The sequence below is a fragment of the Streptococcus infantis genome (genome assembly GCF_047464715.1).
Taxonomy (GTDB): domain Bacteria; phylum Bacillota; class Bacilli; order Lactobacillales; family Streptococcaceae; genus Streptococcus; species Streptococcus infantis_S.
This window is the reverse complement of record NZ_JASHBJ010000001.1, coordinates 921435-946769: the sequence shown is the minus strand read 5'-3', so window position 1 is coordinate 946769 and position 25335 is coordinate 921435. Positions and strand designations below refer to the sequence as shown.

Below are 25335 nucleotides of genomic sequence, written 5' to 3'. Positions count from 1 at the left end.
ATAGCATTTTTCTGCCTGTCCATTTTGTGATATAATAATAGTAACGAAAAAATGGGAATTTTTCAAGGAAAAACGATGAAAAGCAAAATAATTGTGATTATTGGCCCAACAGCTGTTGGAAAGACTGCCCTAGCCATTGAAGTTGCTAAGAGATTTAATGGTGAAGTAGTTAGTGGAGATAGCCAACAAGTCTACCGAGGCCTAGATATTGGAACGGCCAAGGCTAGTTCGGAGGAGCAGGCAACTGTCCCTCATCATTTAATCGATGTGAGAGATGTAACCGAGTCCTACTCGGCTTTTGATTTTGTTTCAGAAGCCAAGGCAGCCATCGAGGATATTCAAAGTCGTGGTAAACTTGCTATTATTGCTGGTGGGACAGGACTTTATATCCAAAGTCTGCTAGAAGGATATCATTTAGGTGGAGAGACACCACATGAGGACATTTTAGCTTATCGTGCTAGTCTAGAGCCTTTTTCAGATGAAGAGTTAGCCCAACTCCTAGAGCAAGCAGGTCTTGAAGTTTCCCAGTTTAATCGTCGTCGTGCCATGCGTGCCTTGGAAATAGATCATTTTGGCCAAGACTTGAAAAATCAGGATAGCCCTTATGAAGCACTAATTATTTGCTTGGATGATGAGCGCAGTCAATTATATGAACGGATTAACCATCGTGTTGACTTGATGTTTGAGGCTGGATTATTGGATGAAGCTAAGTGGCTGTTTGAGCATTATCCAGACGTGCAGGCTGCTAAAGGCATTGGCTACAAGGAACTATTTCCTTATTTTCGAGGTGAGCAAAGTTTGGAGGAGGCTAGCGAGAGTCTCAAACAGGCGACACGCCGTTTTGCCAAGCGCCAGCTAACCTGGTTCCGTAATCGCATTCAGGTGACCTTTTATCAGATAGGAGAATCTGGTGAAAAAGAGCGTATTCTAAACCAGATTGAGGAGTTTTTAAATGATTGAAACGGCGAAAAAAGAGGAGCGAGTCCTGCTCATTGGTGTTGAACTCCAGGGTATGGATAATTTTGACCTCTCCATGGAAGAACTGGCTAGTCTGGCTAAGACGGCTGGTGCAGTCGTAGTCGATAGCTACAGACAAAAACGTGAAAAATATGACTCCAAGACCTTCGTCGGTTCTGGTAAGTTAGAAGAAATAGCTCAAATGGTGGACGCAGAGGAAATCACGACTGTCATCGTCAATAACCGTCTGACACCTCGACAAAATGTTAATTTAGAGGAAGTCTTAGGTGTCAAGGTCATTGACCGCATGCAGTTGATTTTGGACATCTTTGCCATGAGAGCTCGAAGCCATGAAGGTAAGCTACAAGTGCATCTAGCTCAGCTCAAATACCTCTTGCCTCGTTTGGTTGGTCAGGGGATTATGCTCAGCCGTCAGGCAGGGGGAATTGGTTCCCGTGGTCCAGGTGAGAGTCAGCTGGAGCTTAACCGTCGTAGCGTTCGAAATCAGATTACAGATATCGAACGTCAACTCAAGGTAGTTGAGAAAAATCGAGCGACAGTTCGAGAAAAACGCTTGGAGTCAAGTACCTTTAAGATTGGTTTGATTGGTTACACCAATGCTGGGAAGTCAACTATTATGAACACCTTGACCAGCAAGACCCAGTATGAAGCAGATGAATTATTTGCGACTTTGGATGCGACGACTAAGAGCATCCATCTGGGGGGCAATCTACAGGTAACCTTGACAGATACCGTTGGATTTATCCAAGACCTACCGACAGAGTTGGTGTCGAGTTTTAAATCAACCCTAGAAGAAAGCAAGCATGTAGATCTCCTGGTCCATGTCATCGATGCCAGCAATCCTTATCATGAGGAACATGAAAAAACAGTCCTCTCTATCATGAAAGACTTGGACATGGAGGATATTCCTCACTTGACCCTTTATAATAAAGCAGATTTGGTGGAAGACTTTACGCCGACTCAAACGCCTTATGCCTTGATTTCGGCAAAGTCCAAGGATAGTCGAGAACAGTTGCAGGCTTTATTGCTAGATAAGATTAAGGAAATTTTTGAACCCTTTACTTTGCGCGTGTCTTTTTCTAAGTCTTATAAGATTCATGATTTGGAAAGTGTTGCGATTCTAGAAGAGCGTGACTACCAAGATGACTGTGAGGTCATCACTGGCTACATTGCAGATAGAAACAAATGGAGATTAGAGGAATTTTATGACTGATATCAAAACATTAGCTCTCAAGTATGGTGGCTATACAAGTCTAGACAAGGTCTATCTGGACCAACTTTTAGCTGGTAGGTCTGAAGAGGAGCAACTAGCTCTCATTACACCTCCACCTAGCGTAGTGAATGCCTACTTTGCCGAGCTCTACCAGAAAAAGAGCCCAGAGGCTGCGACCGATTATTTTGCAGAAGTCAGCCAAGAACTGAACCTCTACAATGCTGAGCCAAGTTTTACCATAGAGAATAAGCCTTTTATTCGCCTTAACCTATCTGGTAAATCCTTTGGATTTTGCTACGAGAGTGAAGGACTGGGAAGGGTTTTCTCAGAGAACGAGGAAGCAATTACGGATGAGTTACTTTTTGAGATTGCGCAAATTTTTCCCCATCAGCTAGTTTTTGAGGAGTCTGGAAAAATTTACATGAAGGCTGTCGGGGATGAGGAAATAGTTAGTGTAGAAAGCTTAACAGCTTTAACTGACTTGGAAAACTTAGCAGATGGTCGTAAACGTCTCAAAGGCTATAGTCAAGAGGATTTGCTACAAGAAGCTAAATCTTTCTCTGGGAAGTTCTATTATCGCTCAGAAAACCGCACCGCTATGTTATATATTGATTAATTAGAAAGTATCGAATGGATATTCAATTTTTAGGAACGGGGGCTGGTCAGCCCTCTAAAGCCCGCAACGTTTCAAGCCTTGCCCTGAAACTCTTGGACGAGATTAACGAAGTTTGGCTCTTTGACTGTGGAGAAGGAACGCAAAATCGCATTCTGGAAACTACGATTCGACCACGGAAGGTCAGCAAAATCTTTATCACCCACTTGCACGGAGACCATATCTTTGGTTTGCCAGGTTTTCTTTCTAGTCGTGCCTTTCAAGCCAATGAAGAGCAAACAGATTTGGAAATCTATGGTCCCCAAGGCATTAAATCTTTTGTCTTGACCAGCCTTCGTGTATCGGGTTCTCGTTTGCCTTACCGTATTCATTTTCATGAGTTTGACCAGGATTCCCTAGGGAAAATTCTCGAAACTGATAAATTCACGGTGTATGCGGAGGAGTTGGATCATACTATTTTCTGTGTTGGTTATCGTATCATGCAAAAGGACCTTGAAGGAACCTTGGATGCTGAGAAACTAAAGGCTGCTGGTGTCCCATTTGGCCCACTCTTTGGAAAAATTAAAAACGGACAGGATGTCATCCTAGAAGACGGCACTGAGATCAATGCAGCAGACTATATCTCAGCACCACGCCCTGGTAAGATTATTACCATTTTAGGTGATACTAGAAAGACCAATGCCAGTGTGCGTCTAGCTGTCAATGCAGATGTTCTTGTCCATGAATCAACTTATGGCAAGGGTGATGAGAAAATCGCCCGCAATCATGGTCACTCAACCAATATGCAAGCTGCGCAGGTTGCAACAGAAGCAGGAGCCAAACGACTCTTACTCAACCATATCAGCGCCCGTTTTCTTTCAAAAGATATCAGCCAGCTAAAAAAAGATGCGGCAACAATTTTTGAAAATGTCCATGTAGTTAAAGATTTGGAAGAAGTGGAAATCTAGAAGATTGAGAAAGGAAAAGTATGCGTACTGTTCTCATAACAGGAGCTAGCGGAGGTCTAGCCCAAGAAATGGTCAAACTCTTACCAGATGACCAACTCATCTTACTCGGCAGAAATAAGGAAAAACTAGTTCAGCTATACGGGAATCATCCACATGCAGAATTGGTCGAGATGGACATTACCGATGCTCAAGCCCTAGAAGACTTAGTAGCTGAACTCTACCAGCGCTATGGAAAGATTGATGTTTTGATGAATAACGCAGGATATGGGATTTTTGAGGATTTCGATAAGATTTCTAATCAAGATATTCATCAGATGTTTGAGGTTAACACCTTTGCTTTGATGAATCTGTCTCGTTTGGTTGCTTCTCGTATGAAGGAAATCCGAAAAGGCCATATCATCAATATCGTCAGCATGGCAGGTTTGATAGCAACTGGCAAGTCTAGTCTATACTCTGCGACCAAGTTTGCGGCCATCGGTTTTTCAAATTCTCTTCGCCTTGAGCTCATGCCCTATGGTGTCTATGTGACGACGGTTAATCCCGGTCCTATCCGTACAGGGTTTTTCGACCAGGCTGACCCAGACGGCAGTTATCTAAAATCAGTTGACCGTTTCCTACTCGAGCCAGATGCAGTAGCTAAAAAAATTGTTAAGACCATAGGAAAAAATAAACGAGAACTCAATCTCCCAGTCTTGCTAAATCTAGCCTATAAGTTTTATACTCTCTTTCCCAAGTTAGCGGATAAGTTGGCTGGAGAGACCTTTAATTATAAGTGATGAAGCTGTTCCCTTGAGGAATGGTTTTTTTCTATAACTTTGGGCGACTATTCATCAAAAATAATCCCTGAAAATACTGGTAGTTTTCCCTTATTTGATAGTTTTGGAGTATAATTGAGATAAGAAAGGTCATTAGATAAATGAAGTCCCAAACCAGCTAGCTTACCCTAGATAATGCTCTATGTATAGTCGGAGGTCGACAATGGAATTATTGACAATTGACCAAATCATTTCCCTTACCCAAGAAGAAACACAAGGACTGGACCCTGAGATAAGAGAAGGGATTGTCCTGAATAAAACAGATTTGCCAGTGTCTGAACTGGATCGTTTGAAAAGCCAACTTCAAATCCAAGATTTGGATCCGATTTTTAGGAAGTATATTCTGGCCTATAACTGGGGGCAGATAGGTTTTTTAAGTTACCAATTTGGATATGGGGACAGCACTAGTCTTACTTGGCTAATCAATCGCAATTTGGAATACCATGATTATTCAACTCTACAAGAAAGCAGCTTGATCATCATTGCAAATGGAGATCCCTACACTGTTTTGCTGGATTGTCAATCTGGGGCGGTCTATGCTGTTGATGCAGAGATGACCTATGATGAAAAAATATGGCTGGCACCAGATTTTCTAGCATTTGTTAGAGCCATGGGAACGGCTCAATCTGCAGTTTGGACGGGTTGTGAAAGTGACTTCATCCACTTGATGACTAGAAAATGTCATGCGTCCAGTTTGATATTCTGGCAGAGTGTGGTCGGATTTTATGATTGAAAATAGAAGGAGCAGGTCATGGAATTTATAGTAGCTGAGGAGGGAATTCCTCAAAATATTGGATGTCAGGGAGCCTTGATTGCCTATTATGGCAGTGAGATAGAATTTCATTATGAAACCGTGCCACCGCACGGGGATGAGATTTTTTCTGCCAAGTTGCCCTTGTTAGAGCTTGAACTGCCTTTTTGGATCTATGGGAGAAATCTCATATTCTTAGACGCTTACTACCTTTTAGCCGAAACTGTTAAGAAAGGAACGTGGGATCCGATAACCAGTATGCTCATCAACATTCATATGGGGAAATACGCCAGCCTAGACCACTGGTACAATCATATATCTATTGAGCAAAACGGTCTTGAGTTGAAAAATGATTATGATGGACAAGTCATGACTTTGAAAACGGTTGACAAACTTCATTGGTTTGTCCTAGATACCGAATCAGAAGAAAGGAACTAAAGATGGCAAAGAAAAGAGTTACATTACCAAAAGAGTTTAAGGATTTAATGGATGAAGGAAATATTGAAGCCCTGAAAGCAGTCTATGATCGCTGTGAATTAACCGCTCATGATGGAAGATTTAGCTTATGTACACCTCTGCATATGGGAGGAGTACCAGATGAATTGGTAATCTGGCTGGTAGAAAAGGGCCTAGATATAAATGTCCCAGATTATTATGGAGCGACTCCTTTATACCGTCAAGCAATCTTGGGGAGAGATACAGTAAAACTCTTGTGTGAATTGGGGGCAGACATTGAAAAGCCCAATACCTATGGCGATACCCCTCTACATATGGCAGCTGAGTTTTTCCATCCTAAGACTGTCAAACTTTTAATTGACAAGGGAGCAAATGTCAATGTAGAGAATGATATGGGAAGAACTCCACTAGCTTCAGTCTTGATGGTTTGTCGGGGGATCTATATTGCCCAAACTGCTGAAATTGCCTCTATGTTACTAGAAGCAGGTGCTAAGAAAACCTCTAAAATGAAGGAAAGAGTTGAGCAAATCGGCAAGGATTTTGAATTTCATCGAGAAAGTATCCATCCTGACTACGTAGAGGCTGCAGATAAAGGATTAACAAAACTATATGAGCTCTTTGATGTCAAGCCTGTAGCCAAACGAATAACCCACGATGGAGTTTCTCCGATTCTCGTAAAAGAAGGTAGCTGGGAGGAGCAATATGAGGAACTATGGTCTTTCTTGATTCCTTCAAGTGGAGCAGCCAAAACTGTTCAGGGAGAAGTTATCCGTATACCAGGTCGAGTCCGAGATGAGCTGGATCGCAATGGTGGGGTCAACTGGGACAGGGACTATAGAAAAATGCTTCAGGCTATGCCTCAATACTTGTCTCTAGGAATCCCTCTTTCAGATCAAGAATTGGAAGAGACTAAAGAGCTTATTGCTCAAGTTCATGGGAAAGATTTTGATGACGAGCCTCGCCTAGACCGCCTGTGTCAGTTAGCTATTGCTTGGATAAAGCAAAATCCTAAACCAATTGACTTAAAAGAACCAAGTTATAATCGGTAAAAAGAATAAGAGTTTGACAATGATTACATTAAAAAATATTGGAGAATTTAAATCGGTTCCACAACTTGTTAAGGGCATCATAGAGGGAGACACCTTGGCCTTAGACCAATATCTTGCAAGTGGTTGGGATATTGACCAAGAAATAGAAATCAGCAAGTATACCTCTCTAAGCCCAATTGATTTATCCTTGATTACAGGAAATTTTGACTCCCTAAAATGGCTAGTGGAAAAGGGGGCTCATTTAAATGTAAAAAATAACCCTTCATTTTTGTTGGCTGTCAGGTATTGTGATGGTACGTTCATCAAGTATCTTATGAAACATGGAGCAAAGATTCATAGTGTAAATGCTGTAAAGTCGGAAGCCTTTCAAGAAGCCTTATTTGGAAATAAGTTTGATAATCTAGCTATTATCCATGCATTAGGACATAGTGTCGAAAAATATGGTGGAAAAGCATTTAGGAGAGCCGTTGCAGATAGAAATTATCAGGTGCTAGATTTTTTTATTAAAAATGGAGTTGATATAAACTATAATGCCTCCGACTCGGTTTATCCCTTTAAGCCAACGCCTCTCTGTGTAGCTGCAAGATATGTTGACCTAGATATGTGTAAATACCTTGTAGAGCACGGGGCGGACGTGACTCTCACTGAAAAAGATGGTATGAGACCTTATAGTATCGCTATCGAAAAGGGGGATCAAGAGATGGCAGAATACTTTCAAAAACTAGAGCCAGTAGAATTTCATAATTTACGCAATAAATTGGATGAACTAAAACCATTTAAACTGCCTCGGGAACTTACCGATTTTCTCATGAGTCAAGACTTATATTTTGAACTTACTAACTGTGATTTTAAGTGGATAGAGTTTTTCCCTCTTATGCAAACAATTCCCTTAAAAAAAGGTCGTAAAAAATTTCTCCGTATTTCACGGTTAACCGGAGATTATACTCATATCTATATCATTTGGCATCCAAAGACAAATAAAGTAGCTTTTTACGATGAGGAACACGAAACTATAAGTGATATTTGTAGCTTTAAAGAATTTATCTGCAATATGTCTAGACACTTACAAGAAATTCTTGAAGATTAAGAGAAATCAAAAAGGGGGGCTCTTATGCAACTAATTGACCAAGTTAAAAAAATAGAAACTTATATTTGTGAGTGTTTTGAAGATTGGGATTTGGATGATCCTGTAGAGGAAGGATATCTGGAAGATTATCAGGACATTTCTGGTGCTTCCGAGGAAGAACTTCAAGCCTTTGAGGAAAGACTTGGCATTCGTCTACCTAGTGACTTCAAAGAGCTTTATAGCTATAAAAATGGAAGTGAATACCTCTCTATTTTACCTTGTGTGATTGACCAGAGAGATTTGACTTTTTCTCTCATGAGTCTGCAGGAAATTGAGACTTGTAAAAAGTACTTTCAAAATAGAGATGCTCTGTTAACAGAATTTCCTGACTATTTTTCTAGTCAAGACCTGGAAAATATGCGTGATAGTAGAATTAAGCCTTATCTTTTTAATAAAAAATGGCTTCCTTTTGCTCAGTATTGTGACTCTTGTTATCTTATGCTGGATTTTGATCCAGACCAGGAAGGTCAGGAAGGACAGATTATTTGCTACATCCATGATCCTGACCAGGTGATCTATGCGGCAGAAAGCCTTACAAATCTGATAGAAGGGATAATGGATGAGATCAAATGAACGGACAAATGCATCAAATAGCCTGTATCGTGGCAGCAGCTAGGAAGGCTTTAAAAACTAATCAGGAAATCTTGTATCATCCTGACCAATATATCAATAAGATTTGCTTTCAAATTTTACAGTCAGAAAAGGGGGAGGTTACAGAACTATCTGTATCTGATTGGTTTGAAAACCTTAAGGAAAAAGGTTTGACGGACTTAAAATTATTTTGTCCCATTTCAGTTGAAGACAGAGGTATTTTAGGCTTCTCCAATACGACACAGAGTTCAATTCTCTGTTTTTATAAATATGGGAAGACAAGTTATTTCCTACCAAATTGGAAATCTGCTTCCCTAGGCAGGGGCTGGGATGTTACCTACACCGAGTATGACTGGGAAAGGTCTTCTCAAGAAATTCCCCACTATGAAAATAATATCGAAGAATTTAAGGACATATTGGCTCGTATAGAAGATCTAGCAATTAAAATTGAATGTGAGAACTTTGCCAAAGTCTTTCATTCTGCTAGAAATCATTTACTTGACCTTGATGCTACTAAGGTGCTAGAGGAACCTCAAATTCCGCCACAAAATCAAAATATATTTAGAGCTGCAAGTGCAGCTGATGTTTTTGGAGGAATGGGCTCCTGGAATGATGGGCCTGGATGGCTGGCACAAGATAAGGGACTTGGTCAACAATACGATGAACTTTCGGATCAATTGCTAAGAAATATTAGATCAGCCATTCTATTTGCCATCAACGAGTGGTGATGGATTAGGAGAGAGAAAATGGGGAAGTTAAAGTTAAGTCTATTGAATAAATGGGAACTAGACAAGGACTACAATAGTGTTTTCAATTCTGTCATGTTACAGGATGGTAGAGCCTTTGTCTTGATCAGTGAGAAGGAATCTTTTAATCGCTACTGTCTGCTTGAAGTATCACCTTTGGGTGTGAAGGAGATAGATGCTTGGTATTGTGACCATGTTTGGGAGGAAGAACCTCTACTCTTTACAGATGGACAAAATATTGGCATCATCAAGGCTGGCAGAGAAATGGTCTATTACACTGGTGATTTTTCTAATCCAGAAATCATTGCCATAAAGGATCCGCAAAGTATACTTCCTGAAAAGGCACAAGAGAGATATTTTCAAATCGTATCAGATAGCGACCAGATACCCGTGTGTTTTGAAGATCAAGTTTATACAAATCAGGCAAGAAACTTTGCCCTTTTAGAATTTGATAGAGCGAAAAAGCAGGCGAAGTGGACCACTTATTCGCATATCGATAAAAAAGATTTAAGCCACCACGATATGAGCTCAGATGCTTGTCCTAAAATCGATAGTATGAAATCTTGGAAGCAAGAGCTCTATGCCTTTACCTCTGGAGAAAGTCAAACCTCTGTCAATAAATGGGGCATGGACTATTATGCTCTTGTTAAAATCTCTAGTGATGGTCGTATTATCGAAAAGTTATTAGAATCTAAACATTTAAAGGCTTCAGGCAAAAAAGCTGGTGTCAATGGAATTTTTACAGATTCGCCTTATCTTATCCTGAGCCCCCTATTTAAGAATGATGACTGGAAGGGCAAGCAAAAGCTATTTTCTCTGGCAACAAGAGAATGGTGCGATATAGCTTTGCCTAGAGGAATGAGTAAACACAAGCTTCAAAATATGACAGACAACTTTTGTTTAACCTTCCTCTACGACAGAGGATTAAAAGAACTTGCCCTTTGTCAGATCGACTAGGCTGTGAGGCTGTTTTGGGGAGCTTTTATTGATAGGAGCTGAGATTTCTTGATTAGTCTACAGTATTTATTTTGAGTTGTTATCTTGTCAATTTTATCCAAGTATTGCAATTTAAGTCTTAAAATAGTATACTAGTTCTGTTAGTTATGAAAACGTTTGCGTTTTATTAATTTTAGGAGACAAATGATGGAATTAACAGCCATTTATCATAGACCAGAATCAGAGTATGCATATCTTTACAAAGAAGGTCAGCTGCATATCCGAATTAGAACCAAGAAAAATGATGTCCAGAAGGTTATTTTGCATTATGGAGACCCTTTTATTTTCATTGAGGATAAGTACGAAGCTAAGAAAGAAATGACCAAAGTAACGTCAGACGCCTTGTTTGATTATTGGCAGGTCACGGTCTCTGTTGATTTTGCACGCATTCAGTATCTCTTTGAACTCTTTGATAAAGAAGGTCAGGGAATCTTTTATGGAGATAAGGGTTGTGTAGAACATACGCAAGAAAACTTGGATGCTGATGGAAACGGCTTTAAGCTTCCTTATATTCACGAAATTGACGGTTGTCAGGTTCCTGACTGGGTTTCAAATACCGTTTGGTACCAGATTTTCCCAGAACGCTTCGCTAATGGAAATCCTAAATTGACTCCTGATGTAGCTCGAGAGTGGAATGCAGCCATTGCACCTAATGGGGATGACTTTTTTGGTGGAGACTTGCAAGGGATTATCGACCATTTGGACTATCTTAAAGATTTGGGAATCACTGGACTTTATCTATGTCCGATTTTTGAAGCAACGACCAATCACAAGTACGATACGACGGATTATTTTGAAATTGATAGTCACTTTGGGGATAAGGAAGTCTTTCGTAATCTAGTCGAGGAAGCTCACAAACGTGGCATCAAGATTATGCTAGATGCTGTTTTCAATCATATCGGCTACCAGTCTGCCCAATGGCAGGATGTTCTAAAGAACGGAGAAAAGTCACCATATAAAGATTGGTTCCATATTCAAGAATTTCCAGTTACTGAGGATAAACTTCAGAATCCAAGACAACTCCCTTATCATACCTTTGCCTTTGCTAGCTATATGCCTAAGTTGAATACAGCTAATCCGGAGGTTAGGGACTATCTTCTCAGTGTTGCAACTTACTGGATTGAAAATTTTGATATCGATGCTTGGCGCTTGGACGTTGCCAATGAAATTGACCATCAGTTCTGGAGAGATTTCAGAAAGGCAGTTCTCGCTAAAAAGCCTGATTTGTATATCTTAGGTGAAATCTGGCATACCTCACAACCTTGGCTACAAGGGGATGAGTTCCATGCAGTTATGAACTACCCACTCTCTGAAATTATCAAGGATTATTTCTTGCGTCAGCGTAAAAAGACAGAGCAGTTTATTTCAGAAATCAATAGCCAGTCTATGTACTATAAGCAACAAATCTCAGAGGTGATGTTTAACCTTTTAGATTCTCATGACACAGAGCGTATCCTCACAACTGCCAAAGGAAATGTCCAGCATGTCAAGGCTGCCCTAACTTTCCTCTATCTTCAAAAAGGGACTCCTTGTATCTATTACGGAACAGAGTTGGCCCTAATTGGTGGACCAGACCCTGAATGCCGTCGTGTCATGCCTTGGGACCGTGTGTCTGAGGATAATGATATGCTAAATTTTATGAAGAAATTAATCAAGGTTCGTAAGGAATCGGCAAGTATGATTCAGCATGGAAATTATCGCTTGGAAGAAGTGAAACCAGATGTTCTTGCCTTGAGCTGGAACTATCAAGGAAAAGAAGTTCAGGCAATCTTTAATCAGTCTTCTGAGAATTTTGTTTTAGAAAGAGACTCTGTTGATTTAGCTAGTCATTGCCATCTTAAAGATGGACAAGAGGTTATCTTACCAGATGGATTTGTAGTTACTATTTCTGAGTAAAAAGGATTAAAATAATGGCACTCAAGGAAGTTTATGAGTATTTTCGTTACTATGATAAGGAAACTTATCAGGTTGTCGCCTGCATGGGCAATGAACCATCGGAAGAAGATGTTCAGGATTTTGAAAATCAATACGGCATTCGTCTACCAGAAGATTTCAGGGAATTCACCATGTCATCTCTGGGAGGTCTCTTTATGGAAGTCAGAGAAGAGCTATGGCCAAGAGCCAAGGCTTACGATGTAGCACCATTTTGGACCTTCTGTCGAGGTATTAAGGTCTTGGGAATTGCAAATGGCATCCCAGACTTCTTAGACATTCGTCTTAAAACCAAGGAATTACACGCTCTGGGTTTTGTGGATTATATTCCATTTCTGTCTATCATCGGGGATGGAGATGTGATTTTTTGCTTTGATAAGGACAATCATATTGTAGCTCTAGATTGGTATAATAGTGGCGAATCGGAAGAGCTTGAATGTGATTTTTCAGAACTTTTACTCCATCAAATTGCCGAGCTAGAAGAGCGTAAAAATGAGATGGTCAAGCTTTTGGAAAAGGGGAAATCTAGTCAATAATCTATAAGAAAATATCAGATAGTCCGTAAAAGAGGTTGGGACAAAAGATCCCGACCTCACTTTTTATTAGTAATCAAACTATGACGCGGTAGCTGATTGAACTTTTTGTTCGTCTTTTAGACTCCAAAAAGCTCCTAATCATCCTCGCGGGGCTGGGACTACGAAATCGAGGCTTTGTCTATCGATTTCTGTCCCACCGCCTTTTTTAGTAAAACCATTCACTAAATGTACATTCAGATTTTTATAGTTTTCTACAAAATATAGAAAAAACAATCAAAAGTATGATTTTTACAGTCATAGTATTGAAGTTTCCTATATTATTTTATAAAATAGAAGTAATAATTACAAAATAAGTATAGCGCTTTCAACAAAAATGGAAGCGGTTACTTAACAAGGAGAACCCTATGGGAAAAGATTATTGGAATCGCAAAAGTATCTATAGCATCCGTAAATTTACGGTAGGAACATGCTCAGTGCTTATCGGGACTTGCTCTGTTTTATTTGGAGCAAATCTAGCAGGTGTAAATTCTGTATCTGCAGATGAGACACCAGTCGCTGTTGCTACAGAAAAAGTGGAGAAAGAAACTCCTAAAGAGGAAGCTGTAGATTCAAAAGCTTCTGAACAACCTGTAACAACAGAAACTGTTAACAGTGAAGCAGTAGAAACTAATCATGAAGTAGAGAAAAAAGTGGAAACACCAACTACTGAGACTACTCCTGAGAAAAAAGAAACCTCCGATGTAGAAAAGCAAGCTCCAGCTGTGACTCAGGATCAATCTGCTCAAACAGAAAAACCAGAGCTCAAATCTGCAACTAATGATGAGGTGAAACAGTTGATTGAGGATAGAAAAGTTGAATTCAATCAAAACTGGCATTTTAAGCTCAATGCCAATGCTAAAGATGCGGTCAAGCCAGATGCCGATGTTTCTAGTTGGAAGAAATTAGACCTTCCTCATGATTGGAGTATCTACAATGACTTTGACCATGACTCACCTGCCCAAAACGAAGGTGGGCAACTCAATGGTGGTGATGCTTGGTATCGTAAGACCTTTAAACTCGATGAAGAAGACCTCAATAAGAATGTACGTATCACATTTGACGGGGTTTACATGGATTCTCAGGTTTATGTAAATGGACAGCTAGTTGGTCACTATCCAAATGGTTACAACCAATTCTCATATGACATCACTGACTATCTCCATAAAGACGGTCGCGAGAATGTCGTAGCAGTGCATGCCATCAACAAACAACCAAGTAGCCGTTGGTACTCAGGAAGCGGAATTTACCGTGATGTTACCCTTCAAGTCACAGATAAGGTCCATGCTGAGAAAAATGGAACAACGATCTTAACGCCAGACCTTGAAAAACAACAGAAGGGCAAGGTAGATACTCATGTAACAAGTAAGATTGTCAATACTGATGATAAAGATCATGAAATTCTTGCTGAGTATCAAATCATTGAACGTAATGGTCAAGCTGTAACGGATCTCGTTCGTACAGCTAGTCAAGTCTTGAAAGCTCATCAATCAACAAGTTTAAATGCTATTTTGCAAGTTGACAAACCAAAACTTTGGACAGTTCTCAATGATAAACCGGCCCTTTATGAATTGGTGACTCGTGTCTATCGTGATGGCCAGTTGGTGGATGCTAAGAAAGATTTGTTTGGGTACCGTTATTACAACTGGACACCAAATGAAGGCTTCTCTTTGAATGGTGAACGCATTAAATTCCATGGGGTTTCTCTTCACCATGACCATGGAGCTCTTGGAGCTGAAGAAAACTATAAAGCAGAATACCGTCGTCTGAAACAGATGAAGGATATGGGTGTAAACTCTATCCGTACAACCCACAACCCAGCTAGTGAGCAAACTTTACAGATTGCTGCTGAGCTTGGTTTGTTGGTCCAAGAAGAAGCTTTCGATACTTGGTATGGTGGTAAGAAACAGTATGACTACGGTCGCTTCTTTGATAAAGATGCTACTCACCCAGACGCTAAGAAAGGTGAAAAATGGTCTGATTTTGACTTGCGTACCATGGTCGAAAGAGGCAAGAACAACCCAGCTATCGTCATGTGGTCTATCGGTAATGAAATCGGTGAAGCAGACGGGAAACCTCGTTCTTTAGCAACAGTTAAACGCTTGGTTCAAGTTATTAAGGCTGTTGATAAGACACGCTATGTCACTATGGGAGCAGATAAGTTCCGCTTTGGTGATGGTAGTGGTGACCATGAAAAGATTGCCAATGAACTTGATGCGGTTGGATTTAACTATTCAGAAGACAACTACAAGAAACTTCGTGCGAAACATCCAAATTGGTTGATTTACGGTTCTGAAACTTCCTCAGCTACTCGTACACGTGGAAGTTATTTCCGACCAGAACGTGAATTGGTCCACAGCAATCAGGCTTACCGTCATTATGAGCAATCAGACTACGGTAATGACCGTGTTGGTTGGGGTAAAACAGCCACAGCATCTTGGACTTTTGACCGTGACAATGCAGGTTATGCAGGTCAGTTCATCTGGACGGGTACCGACTATATAGGTGAGCCTACTCCATGGCACAACCAAAACCAAACTCCAGTTAAGAGTTCTTACTTTGGTATCGTAGATACAGCTGGTATTCCAAAGAATGATTACTACTTGTACCAAAGCCAATGGGTTCCTGCTGAGAAGAAACCAATGGTTCACTTGCTTCCTCATTGGAACTGGGAAAATTCTACTCTAAAAGAGAATGTAGCGGATGCAGATGGTAATATTCCAGTCCGTGCCTATTCTAATGCGGCAAGTGTAGAACTATTCTTGAATGGTAATACTCTAGGCAAGAAGACATTTACTAAAAAACAAACTAGTGATGGACGTCCTTACCAAGAGGGTGCTAAACCTAATGAACTTTACCTTGAATGGAAGGTTGCTTTTGAAGCTGGTACTTTAGAAGCAGTAGCTCGTGACGAAGCTGGTAATATCGTTGCTCGTGATAAGATTGTGACTGCTGGAGAACCTGCAGGGGTTCGTTTGGTCAAAGAAGAAAATGCTATTGCAGCTGACGGAAAAGACCTCACTTATATTTACTATGAAATCGTTGATAGCAAGGGTAACGTAGTTCCAACTGCCAATAACCTTGTTCGCTTCCAGTTGCATGGACAAGGTCAGATTGTCGGTGTGGATAACGGGGAACAAGCCAGCCGTGAACGTTACAAAGAACAAGCAGATGGTTCATGGATTCGCAAAGCCTTTAATGGTAAGGGTGTTGTGATTGTCAAATCAACGGAGCAAGCAGGGAAATTCACTTTGACTGCCCACTCTGATTTCTTGAAATCTGGTCAAACAACGATCTTCACAGGTAAAAAAGACCAAGCAGAAAAAACTGTTTTAGGAACAGAAGTGCCTAAAGTACGTACCGTTATTGGTCAAGAAGCGAAAATGCCTTCAAAAGTAGCATTTATTTATAGTGATGGCAGCCGTGAAAAACTTCCAGTAGAATGGTCAGCAGTTAATGTCAACGAACCTGGTATCTTTACTGTTAAAGGTGTGGCAAATGGTCGTGATGTAGAAGCGCGTGTTGAAGTCTTGGCCCTCGAAACAGAATTACCTGTAGTTAAGAGAATTGCACCAACTACAGATCTAAGTACAGTTGACCCATCTGTTACCTATGTATTGTCAGATGGTACTGTAGGAAGTTATGATGTTGATAAGTGGGAAGTTGCAGCAGAAGATCAAGCTAAATTAGCTATCCCAGGCTCTCGTATCCAAGCCAAAGGAATTTCAGGTGATGACCAAATCGATGCGACCTTTGTAGTCGCAGAAGGTCAAGCAGCTGCTCCAGTAGTACCGACTGTAACTGTAGCAGACCAGCCTGTAGAAGGGCTCTCAACGGATCAACCGGTTCTATACCATAAACTTGCTTATGGAACTGCTTTACCTGAAGTCAAAGCTTTGGCTGAAAATGCGCAAGTGACTGTTATTCAAGCTAACGAAGCAAATGGTATGCGTGCAAGTATTTATGTTCAACCAAATGATGGTGGAGCATTGCAAACTTACGCTATCCAGTTCTTGCAGGAAGCTCCGCAGATTGAACGTTTGAGCCTAGAAGTAGAAAATGCAGCTGCACTGAAAGAAGACCAAACAGTTGGTATCAAGGTATTGGCTCACTATCAAGATGGTACACAGGCAGAATTGAAGGCTGACAAGGTAAGCTTCTCTACATCAGGTCAAGGAGACGTAGCTGTTCGTAAAGGTATGCTTGAATTGCATAAACCTGGTCAAGTAACTTTGAAAGCTCAATTTGAAGGAGCAGAAGGTCAGATTGACTTGAACATTCAAGCAAACACTGAAAGCAAAGTTGTCCAAGCCATTCGTCCAGTTAGTGTCGTGACAGGTTTGAACCAAGAACCGAGTCTACCTGAGACAGTAACGGTAGAGTACGACAAAGGATTTCCAAAAGTTCACAAGGTGACTTGGCAAGCAGTTGCTAAGGAAAACCTTGCCAAATACCACAGCTTTGATGTTATAGGTAAAGTAGAAGGAATCGAAAACGAAGCTCATGCAAAAGTTTCTGTAGAAGGTATCATTGCAGTCGAAGAAGTGACGACAACAACTCCTGTTTCAGAAGCTCCTCAATTGCCAGAAAGTGTTCGTACTTACCACTCAAACGGCCAAGTATCTTCAGCTAAGGTGACTTGGGATGCTATTGACCCGAGCCAATATGCACAAGAAGGTAGCTTTACAGTGACAGGACATGTGGAAGGTACTCAACTACCAACCAAACTTCATGTTCGTGTTTCTGCTCAGACAGAAACTGGTGCTAACATTTCTGACCAGTGGACAGGTTCTGAGTTGCCACTTGCCTTTGCATCAGACTCAAATCCAAGTGATTCAGTAGCCAATGTTAATGACAAACTAATCTCATTTAATGACCAACCAGCAAACCGTTGGACTAACTGGAAACGTACAAGTGAAGCATCCGTAGGAATTCTCTTTGGTGATTCTGGTATCCTGTCTAAACGTTCGGCTGATAACCTTAACGTAGCCTTCCACGAAGACCACGGTGTCGGTGCACCTAAGTCTTATGTGATTGAATACTATGTAGGAAAAGATGTTCCAACAGTTCCTAAGAATCCAAGCTTTGTTGCTAGTGAAGACCACGTCTTTAATGATGACAATAACTGGAAACAAGTGACAAATCTTAAAGCTCCAGATCAAGTGAGAGCTGGAGAAATGACCCACTTTAGCTTTGATAAAGTCAATACCTATGCAGTTCGTATCCGTATGGTTAGACCAGATGGTAAATGGGGTACTTCTATTACAGAAATTCAAATCTTCTCTAAACAAGTAGCAGCAGCTAAGAAAGCTCAAGCTCAAATTCAAGTAGATGGAAAAGATTTGCCAAACTTTAACCCTGGCTTGACTGACTATTATTTAGAAGCTAAGGAAGACAAGGTACCAACTGTAACAGCAAGTGTATCAGATAATGGTATTGCTACAGTGATTCCAAGCGTACATGAAGGTGATCCAGTTCGTGTTGTTGTTAAGGCTGAAAATGGAGATATTCTAGGAGAGTACCGTCTACACTTTACAAATGATAAGGACTTGCTAGCAAGTAAACCTGTTGTTGCTGTGAAAACATCACGCTTGGTTGCTAAGGGGCATACACTTGAGTTACCTGCGAAAGTCGCTGTTTACTTCTCAGGTAAAGATGGCTATGAAGTCAAAGACTTGGCAGTTGAATGGGATGAAGTTCCAGCTGAAAATCTAGCGACTGCAGGTGAATTTACAGTTCGTGGTCGCGTTTTAGGTACTGATTTAACTGCTGAAGTGGCTGTTCGTGTAACAGACAAACTCGGTGAAAACCTTTCAGACAACCCAGACTTCGATGACGATAGCAACCGTTCATTTGCCTCAGCGACCAATGATATTGATCCAAATTCTCATGACCGTGTGGACTATGTAAACGACGGTTCAGATGATGAAACCCGTCGTTGGACCAACTGGTCTCCAACTCCATCTGATAATCCAGAAGTTTCAGTAGGGGTTATCTTTAGAGAAGCTGGCAAGATTGTTGAACGTACAGTCGCTGAAGGAAGCATTCGATTCTTCTCAGATGGTGGTACAGATGCACCTTCTAAACTAGTCTTAGAGCGCTATGTAGGACCAGAATTTGACTCGCCAGAATACTACTCTAACTACCAACCATACGATCCAGAACATCCATTCAACACTCCTTCTAACTGGGAGAAAGTTGAATACCGTGCGGATCAAGAGATTCAAGCAGGTACTGATATCCATGTAACCTTTGCCCCAGTTAAAGCTAAGGCTATGAGATGGCGCATGGATAGAAAAGCTGATACCAAGGGTGTAGCTATTACAGAAATGGCCTTCATTGCTCCAAGTGAGGAACCTAAGGATAGTACAGCTGCAAAACTTCTTGTGGATGGTAAAGAGATTGCTGACTTCTCTGAAGATCGTGTGGATTACCAAGTAACCTATAGTGGAAATCGTCCTCAAGTAACAGTTGAAACTGGCGAAAATGTAGCAGCAACTATTGTTGATAGTGGTGATGATAAACTTCCAGTCTTAATTCATCTTGTTTCAGAAAGTGGTAAACATATTAAGGAATACCGCATTCAATTGACTAAGGCAGATGCTGAAAGCGCTAAGACAGAACCAGCTGTACACGAAGTTCCAGAGTTCACAGGTGGTGTGAACGGAGAAGAGGCGGCTGTTCATGAAGTTCCAGAATACACAGGCGGTGTGAATGGAGTTGAACCAGCAGTTTATGAAGTTCCAGAATACACTGGAGGCGCGAATGCAGTCGAAGCAGCAGTTCATGAAGTTCCAGAATACACTGGAGGTGTGAATGGAGTTGAACCAGCAGTTTATGAAGTTCCGGAATATACAGGAGGATCGAAGCTAGTTGCACCAGCTGTTCATGAAGTTCCAGAATACACTGGAGGTGTGAATGCAGTTGAAGCAGCTGTCAATGATGTCCCAGAGTATAAAGGTGGGGCTAATGCAGTCTTTGCAGCAGTTAACGATGTACCGGAATACACAGGTGGTGTAAACGGAGTTGAAGCAGCTGTCAATGATGTCCCAGAGTACAAAGATAATCAATCTCTTGTAGCTCTCGCTATGTCACAAGACAAGACTTATCAGGCACCTGCAAGTCGTCAACATATTCTCCCAGAAACAGGTACTAAGGAAAATGCTATTCTTGCAACAGCAGGTGTTATGGGAATGCTCCTAGGTTTGTTTGCAATGGGCAAGAGAAAAGACGAAGAATAAAATGATCTGACATTATGTTGATCATAGAGATTGGACTAACAATCCAAACTCAACTAAAAAAGTGGACAAACTAGTTTTCTGATAAACAGAATCTGGTCTTGTTCGCTTTTTTATTTCAAGACTCAATTGCAAAAGAAGATTGAGATGATTTTCTACAAAAACCAAACATCAAACTAGGAGAATTGCCTTATAGTCAATGAAAACCAAAGAGCAAACTAGGAAGCTAGCCGAAGGCTGTACTCGAGTACGGCAAGGCAAAGCTGACGTGGTTTGAAGAGTTTTTTGAAGAGTATTAGAAATAAGGTGAGTAAGGCAAGGTCATACTGGCCTGTTTTCAGTGCTTTTTAGAAGTTTAAAAATCTCTCTAAAGTCTACAAGGATAAGCTTTCTTTCTCTCCTCAAAAGAGTTATAATAAAGATGAAAATAGGGATAGAAGAGGAGGAGATAGGATGGCTTACATTGAAATGAAAAATAGCTATAAGAGATATCATACAGGAGACACAGAAATCGTAGCCAATCGTGATGTCAACTTCGAGATTGAAAAGGGAGAACTGGTCATTATCCTTGGTTCATCTGGAGCAGGAAAGTCAACAGTTTTGAATATTCTAGGCGGAATGGATATAAATGATGAAGGGCAAGTTTGGATTGACGGGACCAATATCTCGAATTTCACTTCTCATCAGAGAACCAACTATCGCAGAGATGATGTTGGCTTTGTCTTTCAATTTTATAATTTGGTTTCTAACTTGACTGCTAAGGAAAATGTCGAGCTAGCTTCAGAAATTGTTGCAGATGCCTTGGATCCTGAGCAGGTTTTAAAGGATGTTGGCTTAGGTCACCGTCTTAATAACTTTCCAGCCCAGCTATCTGGTGGCGAGCAACAACGGGTCTCCATTGCTCGAGCGGTGGCTAAAAATCCTAAAATTCTCCTTTGTGATGAGCCGACGGGAGCCTTGGATTACCAGACTGGTAAGCAGGTTCTAAAGATTCTTCAAGATATGTCACGTAAAAAAGGAGCCACCGTTATCATCGTGACTCATAATGCTTCGCTAGCTCCCATAGCTGATCGCGTGATTCAGATGCATGATGCTGGTGTCAAGAGCGTTGTTATCAATCCTCAACCACAGGATATTGATGATTTGGAGTACTGAGATGAAAAGAAAGACATATTGGAAAGACCTACTCCAGTCTTTCACAGGTTCAAAGGGACGGTTTTTATCCATCCTGACTCTGATGATGTTGGGGTCTTTGGCCTTGGTCGGTCTCAAGGTTGCTAGTCCCAATATGGAGCGAACAGCTTGGGATTATATTCAAAAAGCCAATCTGGCAGATATGACCGTCATAGCAGATTATGGTCTAGATCAGGCAGACCAGGAAGAATTGCAAAATCTATCAGGAGCAGATGTCGAGTTTGGTTATATGACAGATTTGACTCTAGCAAACACCCAAGATGCCATACGGATATTTTCTAAGACAGACAAGATTTCAAAATTTGAGGTGACCCAAGGGCGTTTGCCTGAACAAGAGGATGAGTTAGCCTTGGCGGACTTTTGGAAAGATCGATATCAGATTGGTCAAGTCATTTATTTGAGTCAAAAAAAGGGCAGTAATTCTCAATTAAAACGTGATAGTTATACTATTACAGGTTTTGTCCACTCTCCAGATATTTTTTCAAAAACGGATATGGGGAGTTCAGCTAGTGGCAATGGGAATCTAGCAGCTTACGGTGTTGTAACTGAAGATAATTTTAAGAGTTCTGTTTATACGATTGCCCGCCTGCGTTTTGCTAGCCTAACAGATGTTAATCCTTTTTCCAGCGATTACGAAAAAAAGCTGGAGGCTGAAGAAGCGACTCTTAAGGAACAACTTGCTGATAATGGTCAAGCGCGGCTAGAGAAAATGAAGAAGGATGCTCAAGAGTCACTTGATGAAGGCAAGAAACAACTAGACGAGGCTGAAAGTAATTTGACAGCTGGTAAGAGTCGCCTGCAAGAAATCGAAACGCGTCTACAAGCTCAAGAAAATCAAGTGAGCCAACTACCAGAACCACAAAAAAGTCAAGCATCTAGTCAGTTAGAAGAAGCAAAAGACCAACTAAAGCAAGAAAAGGAAAAGCTAGCCCAGGCTGAAAGCGACCTAGCCAACGAAAAGTCCAAATGGCAGACCAGTCAGGATGAGGTCAATACTCTGACAGAGCCAACCTATCATGTCTACAATCGAAAAAGCTCTCCTACTGGTCAAGGTTATCTGATGTATAGTAACTCAGCCATGAGTATTCGTGCCGTGGGAAATATCTTTCCAGTTGTTCTCTACGCAGTGGCAGCCATCGTTACCTTTACCACTATGACTCGATTTGTAGATGAGGAAAGAACCAATGCAGGGATTTTCAAAGCTCTAGGCTACCATAGCAAGGACATCATCGCTAAGTTTGTGATTTATGGTCTGGTTGCTGGTACTATTGGAACCCTTCTAGGGATTCTGATTGGCCATTATGTCTTAGCACCTACAATCTCACATATCATTACTGGCCGAATGATTGTTGGTGAGAGTCAGCAATATTTCTACTGGACCTATAGTTGCTTGGCTCTGGGGCTAAGCTTAGTAGCAAGCGTCCTACCAGCCTACCTTGTATCTCGTAGAGAATTGCATGAAGAAGCAGCGCAATTATTATTACCTAAGCCTCCAGTCAAGGGTTCTAAAATTCTCTTAGAACGCATCACATTTATCTGGTCACGTTTGAGCTTTACTCAAAAGGTTACTGCTCGTAATATCTTTCGTTATAAGCAGCGTATGTTAATGACCATTTTTGGGGTTGGAGGTTCAGTTGCCCTCCTCTTTGCAGGACTTGGGATTCAATCCTCTGTGGTTGGCGTGGCCGACAGGCAGTTTAAGGACCTGCAACAATATCAGATGGTTCTCTCTGTAAATACTAGAGCTTCAGATACTGATAAGGACAAGTTAGAAGAAAAACTGAAAAGCGATGAAGTTAAAGATTTTCGTTTGATTTTTTCTAAGCAGATTGAAGAGAAGTATCCGGGCAAGGCTGGAATTCAGACAGTGACCATCATGGTAACAGATAAGGCTGACCTGGCTCCATTTGTCCGTTTAGAAAAAAATGGGGAAAAACTTGACTTATCTAACGGAGTTGTCTTGACAGAAAAATTAGCTCAGTTGGCAGGAGTTTCCGTTGGTGAAAATTTTACAATAGATGGAAAAACATTTAAAGTAGGTGGCATCACGGAGCATTATGTAGGCCATTTTGTTTATATGAATCAGGAGACCTATGAGAAAATTTATGGTCAAACTCCTAAGATGAATACCTATCTAGTCCAACTCAAGGATAAAAGTGAAGGCAATACTGAAAGAGTTGCAAGAGAATTTATGGAGCAGGCGGCTGTCAATGGTGTCGTGCAAAATGCTTCAACCATTCAGCTATTTGAAAGTTTTGCTAGTTCCCTTAACCAAACCATGGCAATTTTGGTTCTGGTATCGGTACTTCTAGCAGTTGTGATTCTCTATAATCTGACCAATATCAATGTTGCTGAACGGATTCGGGAACTTTCAACCATTAAGGTTCTTGGTTTTCATAATAAAGAAGTGACCCTTTATATCTATCGGGAGACCATCATACTGTCACTGGTTGGAATGATTGTAGGTTTGGTCTCAGGCTTTTATCTCCATCAATTTCTAATTCAGATGATTGCACCGGGCACCTTCCGTTTTCAACCACAGGTCGGTTGGGAAGTGTATCTAATCCCAGTTTTAGCTGTTGGTATCATCTTGACTATACTCGGTTTTTTTGTCAATCACTATCTCCTAAAGGTCGATATGCTAGAAGCCCTCAAGTCGGTAGAATAGGTTTTTTATAACAAAAAACAAATAAGAAAGCCCTTTGTGGCTTTTTTATTTTCATAAAAATGGTAAAATAGTAAGAGTAGAAATGGAGTTCTAGATATGAAACGAATTGATCAATTTAAAAATAAGAAAGTATTAGTCCTAGGTTTGGCTAAATCAGGTGAATCTGCAGCTCGTCTTTTGGACAAGCTAGGTGCCATCGTAACGGTTAATGATGGTAAACCTTTTGAGGAAAATCCAGCAGCTCAGAGCCTTTTAGAAGAGGGCATCAAGGTTGTCACTGGTGGACATCCTTTGGAATTATTGGATGAAGATTTTGCCTTGATGGTAAAAAATCCAGGAATTCCTTATAGTAATCCAATGATTGAAAAAGCACTAGAAAAAGGGATTCCAGTATTGACTGAAGTTGAGTTGGCCTACTTGATTTCAGAAGCACCAATCATCGGTATAACTGGTTCAAATGGGAAGACAACGACCACAACCATGATTGGAGAAGTTCTGACTGCTGCAGGACAAAATGGACTCTTATCAGGTAACATCGGTTATCCTGCTAGTCAAGTGGCCCAAACTGCCACAGATAAGGACACCCTTGTCATGGAACTTTCTTCTTTCCAATTAATGGGAATCCAGGAATTCCATCCTGAAATTGCTGTTATCACCAACCTTATGCCAACGCATATTGACTATCACGGTTCTTTTGAAGCCTATGTGGCAGCCAAGTGGAATATCCAAAGCAATATGACAGCAGCTGATTACCTAGTATTGAACTTCAACCAGGAATTAGCTAAAGAACTTGCGACAAAGACAAACGCGACTGTAGTACCATTCTCAACACTTGAAAAGGTTGACGGTGCTTATCTTGAAGATGGTCTTCTCTACTTCCGTGGTGAAAAAGTCATGGCAGCTGATGAGATCGGTGTTCCAGGTAGCCACAATGTGGAAAATGCTCTTGCAACCATTGCCGTTGCTAAACTGCGTGGTGTTGACAATGAAACGATTAAGGAAACCTTGTCAGCCTTTGGTGGCGTTAAACACCGTCTCCAATTTGTAGACCAAATAAATGGGGTGAAATTCTACAACGATAGTAAGTCAACCAATATCTTAGCAACTCAAAAAGCCTTGTCAGGATTTGATAATAGCAAGGTTATCTTGATTGCTGGTGGGTTGGACCGTGGCAATGAGTTTGACGAATTGGTTCCAGATATTACTGGACTTAAGAACATGGTCATTCTCGGTCAGTCTGCAGAACGTGTCAAACGTGCAGCGGATAAGGCTGGTGTGGCTTATGTCGACGCAACTGATATTGCAGATGCAACCCGCAAGGCTTATGAACTTGCAGAAGAAGGAGATGTGGTTCTCCTCAGTCCTGCTAATGCAAGCTGGGATATGTATGCTAACTTTGAAGTACGTGGAGATCTTTTCATCGACACTGTAGCGGAGTTAAAGGGATAAT

General features: G+C 41.0%; 18 protein-coding genes. All 18 read left to right on the top strand.

The annotated features are described in order from the left end of the window. The first annotated feature begins 75 nt into the window (after positions 1-75). The 18 genes from miaA (at position 76) to murD (ending at position 25334) form a co-directional block, all read left to right on the top strand. Positions 76-960 carry a tRNA (adenosine(37)-N6)-dimethylallyltransferase MiaA gene (miaA, locus tag QM419_RS04705; protein WP_414278040.1) on the top strand — a complete coding sequence of 295 codons (885 nt, stop codon included), beginning with the start codon at positions 76-78 and terminating at the stop codon, positions 958-960. Then, positions 953-2191 carry a GTPase HflX gene (gene hflX / locus QM419_RS04700; protein WP_414278039.1) on the top strand — a complete coding sequence of 413 codons (1239 nt, stop codon included), beginning with the start codon at positions 953-955 and terminating at the stop codon, positions 2189-2191. The genes miaA and hflX overlap by 8 nt, the downstream gene beginning before the upstream one ends. Continuing rightward, positions 2184-2807, top strand: coding sequence for a cystathionine beta-lyase (locus QM419_RS04695; protein WP_414278038.1), 624 nt, complete (start codon positions 2184-2186; stop codon positions 2805-2807). The genes hflX and QM419_RS04695 overlap by 8 nt, the downstream gene beginning before the upstream one ends. A 14-nt stretch (positions 2808-2821) precedes the next feature. Beyond that, positions 2822-3751, top strand: a complete 930-nt coding sequence (gene rnz, locus QM419_RS04690; protein ID WP_414259429.1) for a ribonuclease Z — start codon at positions 2822-2824, stop codon at positions 3749-3751. Positions 3752-3771: 20 nt separating this feature from the next. Continuing rightward, complete coding sequence (locus QM419_RS04685) at positions 3772-4527, top strand: SDR family NAD(P)-dependent oxidoreductase (protein WP_414278037.1); 756 nt, start codon at positions 3772-3774, stop codon at positions 4525-4527. A 202-nt stretch (positions 4528-4729) separates the two neighbouring features. Then, entirely contained in the window at positions 4730-5299 is a 570-nt protein-coding gene (locus QM419_RS04680; protein WP_414274886.1) for an SMI1/KNR4 family protein, read from the top strand. 18 nt (positions 5300-5317) lie between these two features. After that, positions 5318-5755 (top strand): hypothetical protein, encoded by a 438-nt coding sequence (locus QM419_RS04675; RefSeq protein ID WP_414278036.1) that lies wholly within the window; start codon positions 5318-5320, stop codon positions 5753-5755. Between the two features lie 2 nt (positions 5756-5757). Next, on the top strand, positions 5758-6822 hold the full coding sequence (locus tag QM419_RS04670; RefSeq protein ID WP_414274884.1) for an ankyrin repeat domain-containing protein: 1065 nt from the start codon (positions 5758-5760) through the stop codon (positions 6820-6822). A 19-nt stretch (positions 6823-6841) separates the two neighbouring features. Beyond that, a complete protein-coding gene (locus QM419_RS04665) occupies positions 6842-7909 on the top strand; it encodes an ankyrin repeat domain-containing protein (RefSeq protein ID WP_414259424.1) in 1068 nt (355 codons plus the stop codon). Between the two features lie 24 nt (positions 7910-7933). Next, complete coding sequence (locus tag QM419_RS04660; RefSeq protein WP_414259422.1) at positions 7934-8521, top strand: SMI1/KNR4 family protein; 588 nt, start codon at positions 7934-7936, stop codon at positions 8519-8521. Further along, positions 8518-9267, top strand: coding sequence for a hypothetical protein (locus tag QM419_RS04655; protein ID WP_414278035.1), 750 nt, complete (start codon positions 8518-8520; stop codon positions 9265-9267). The genes QM419_RS04660 and QM419_RS04655 overlap by 4 nt, the downstream gene beginning before the upstream one ends. 18 nt (positions 9268-9285) lie before the next feature. Continuing rightward, a complete protein-coding gene (locus QM419_RS04650; protein ID WP_414278034.1) occupies positions 9286-10242 on the top strand; it encodes a hypothetical protein in 957 nt (318 codons plus the stop codon). A 186-nt stretch (positions 10243-10428) separates the two neighbouring features. Next, the gene (locus tag QM419_RS04645; RefSeq protein WP_414278060.1) at positions 10429-12177 is read left to right on the top strand and encodes a glycoside hydrolase family 13 protein; all 1749 of its coding nucleotides are present in this window, start codon (positions 10429-10431) and stop codon (positions 12175-12177) included. Positions 12178-12191: 14 nt separating this feature from the next. Then, a complete protein-coding gene (locus QM419_RS04640; RefSeq protein ID WP_414278033.1) occupies positions 12192-12749 on the top strand; it encodes an SMI1/KNR4 family protein in 558 nt (185 codons plus the stop codon). Positions 12750-13153: 404 nt separating this feature from the next. Beyond that, complete coding sequence (bgaA, locus tag QM419_RS04635; RefSeq protein WP_414278032.1) at positions 13154-20026, top strand: LPXTG-anchored adhesin/beta-galactosidase BgaA; 6873 nt, start codon at positions 13154-13156, stop codon at positions 20024-20026. Between the two features lie 450 nt (positions 20027-20476). Further along, the gene (locus QM419_RS04630) at positions 20477-21178 is read left to right on the top strand and encodes an ABC transporter ATP-binding protein (RefSeq protein WP_214262210.1); all 702 of its coding nucleotides are present in this window, start codon (positions 20477-20479) and stop codon (positions 21176-21178) included. Position 21179: 1 nt separating this feature from the next. Further along, positions 21180-23885 (top strand): FtsX-like permease family protein, encoded by a 2706-nt coding sequence (locus tag QM419_RS04625; RefSeq protein ID WP_414278031.1) that lies wholly within the window; start codon positions 21180-21182, stop codon positions 23883-23885. Positions 23886-23981: 96 nt separating this feature from the next. Further along, a complete protein-coding gene (murD, locus tag QM419_RS04620) occupies positions 23982-25334 on the top strand; it encodes a UDP-N-acetylmuramoyl-L-alanine--D-glutamate ligase (protein ID WP_414278030.1) in 1353 nt (450 codons plus the stop codon). Position 25335 lies beyond the last annotated feature (1 nt).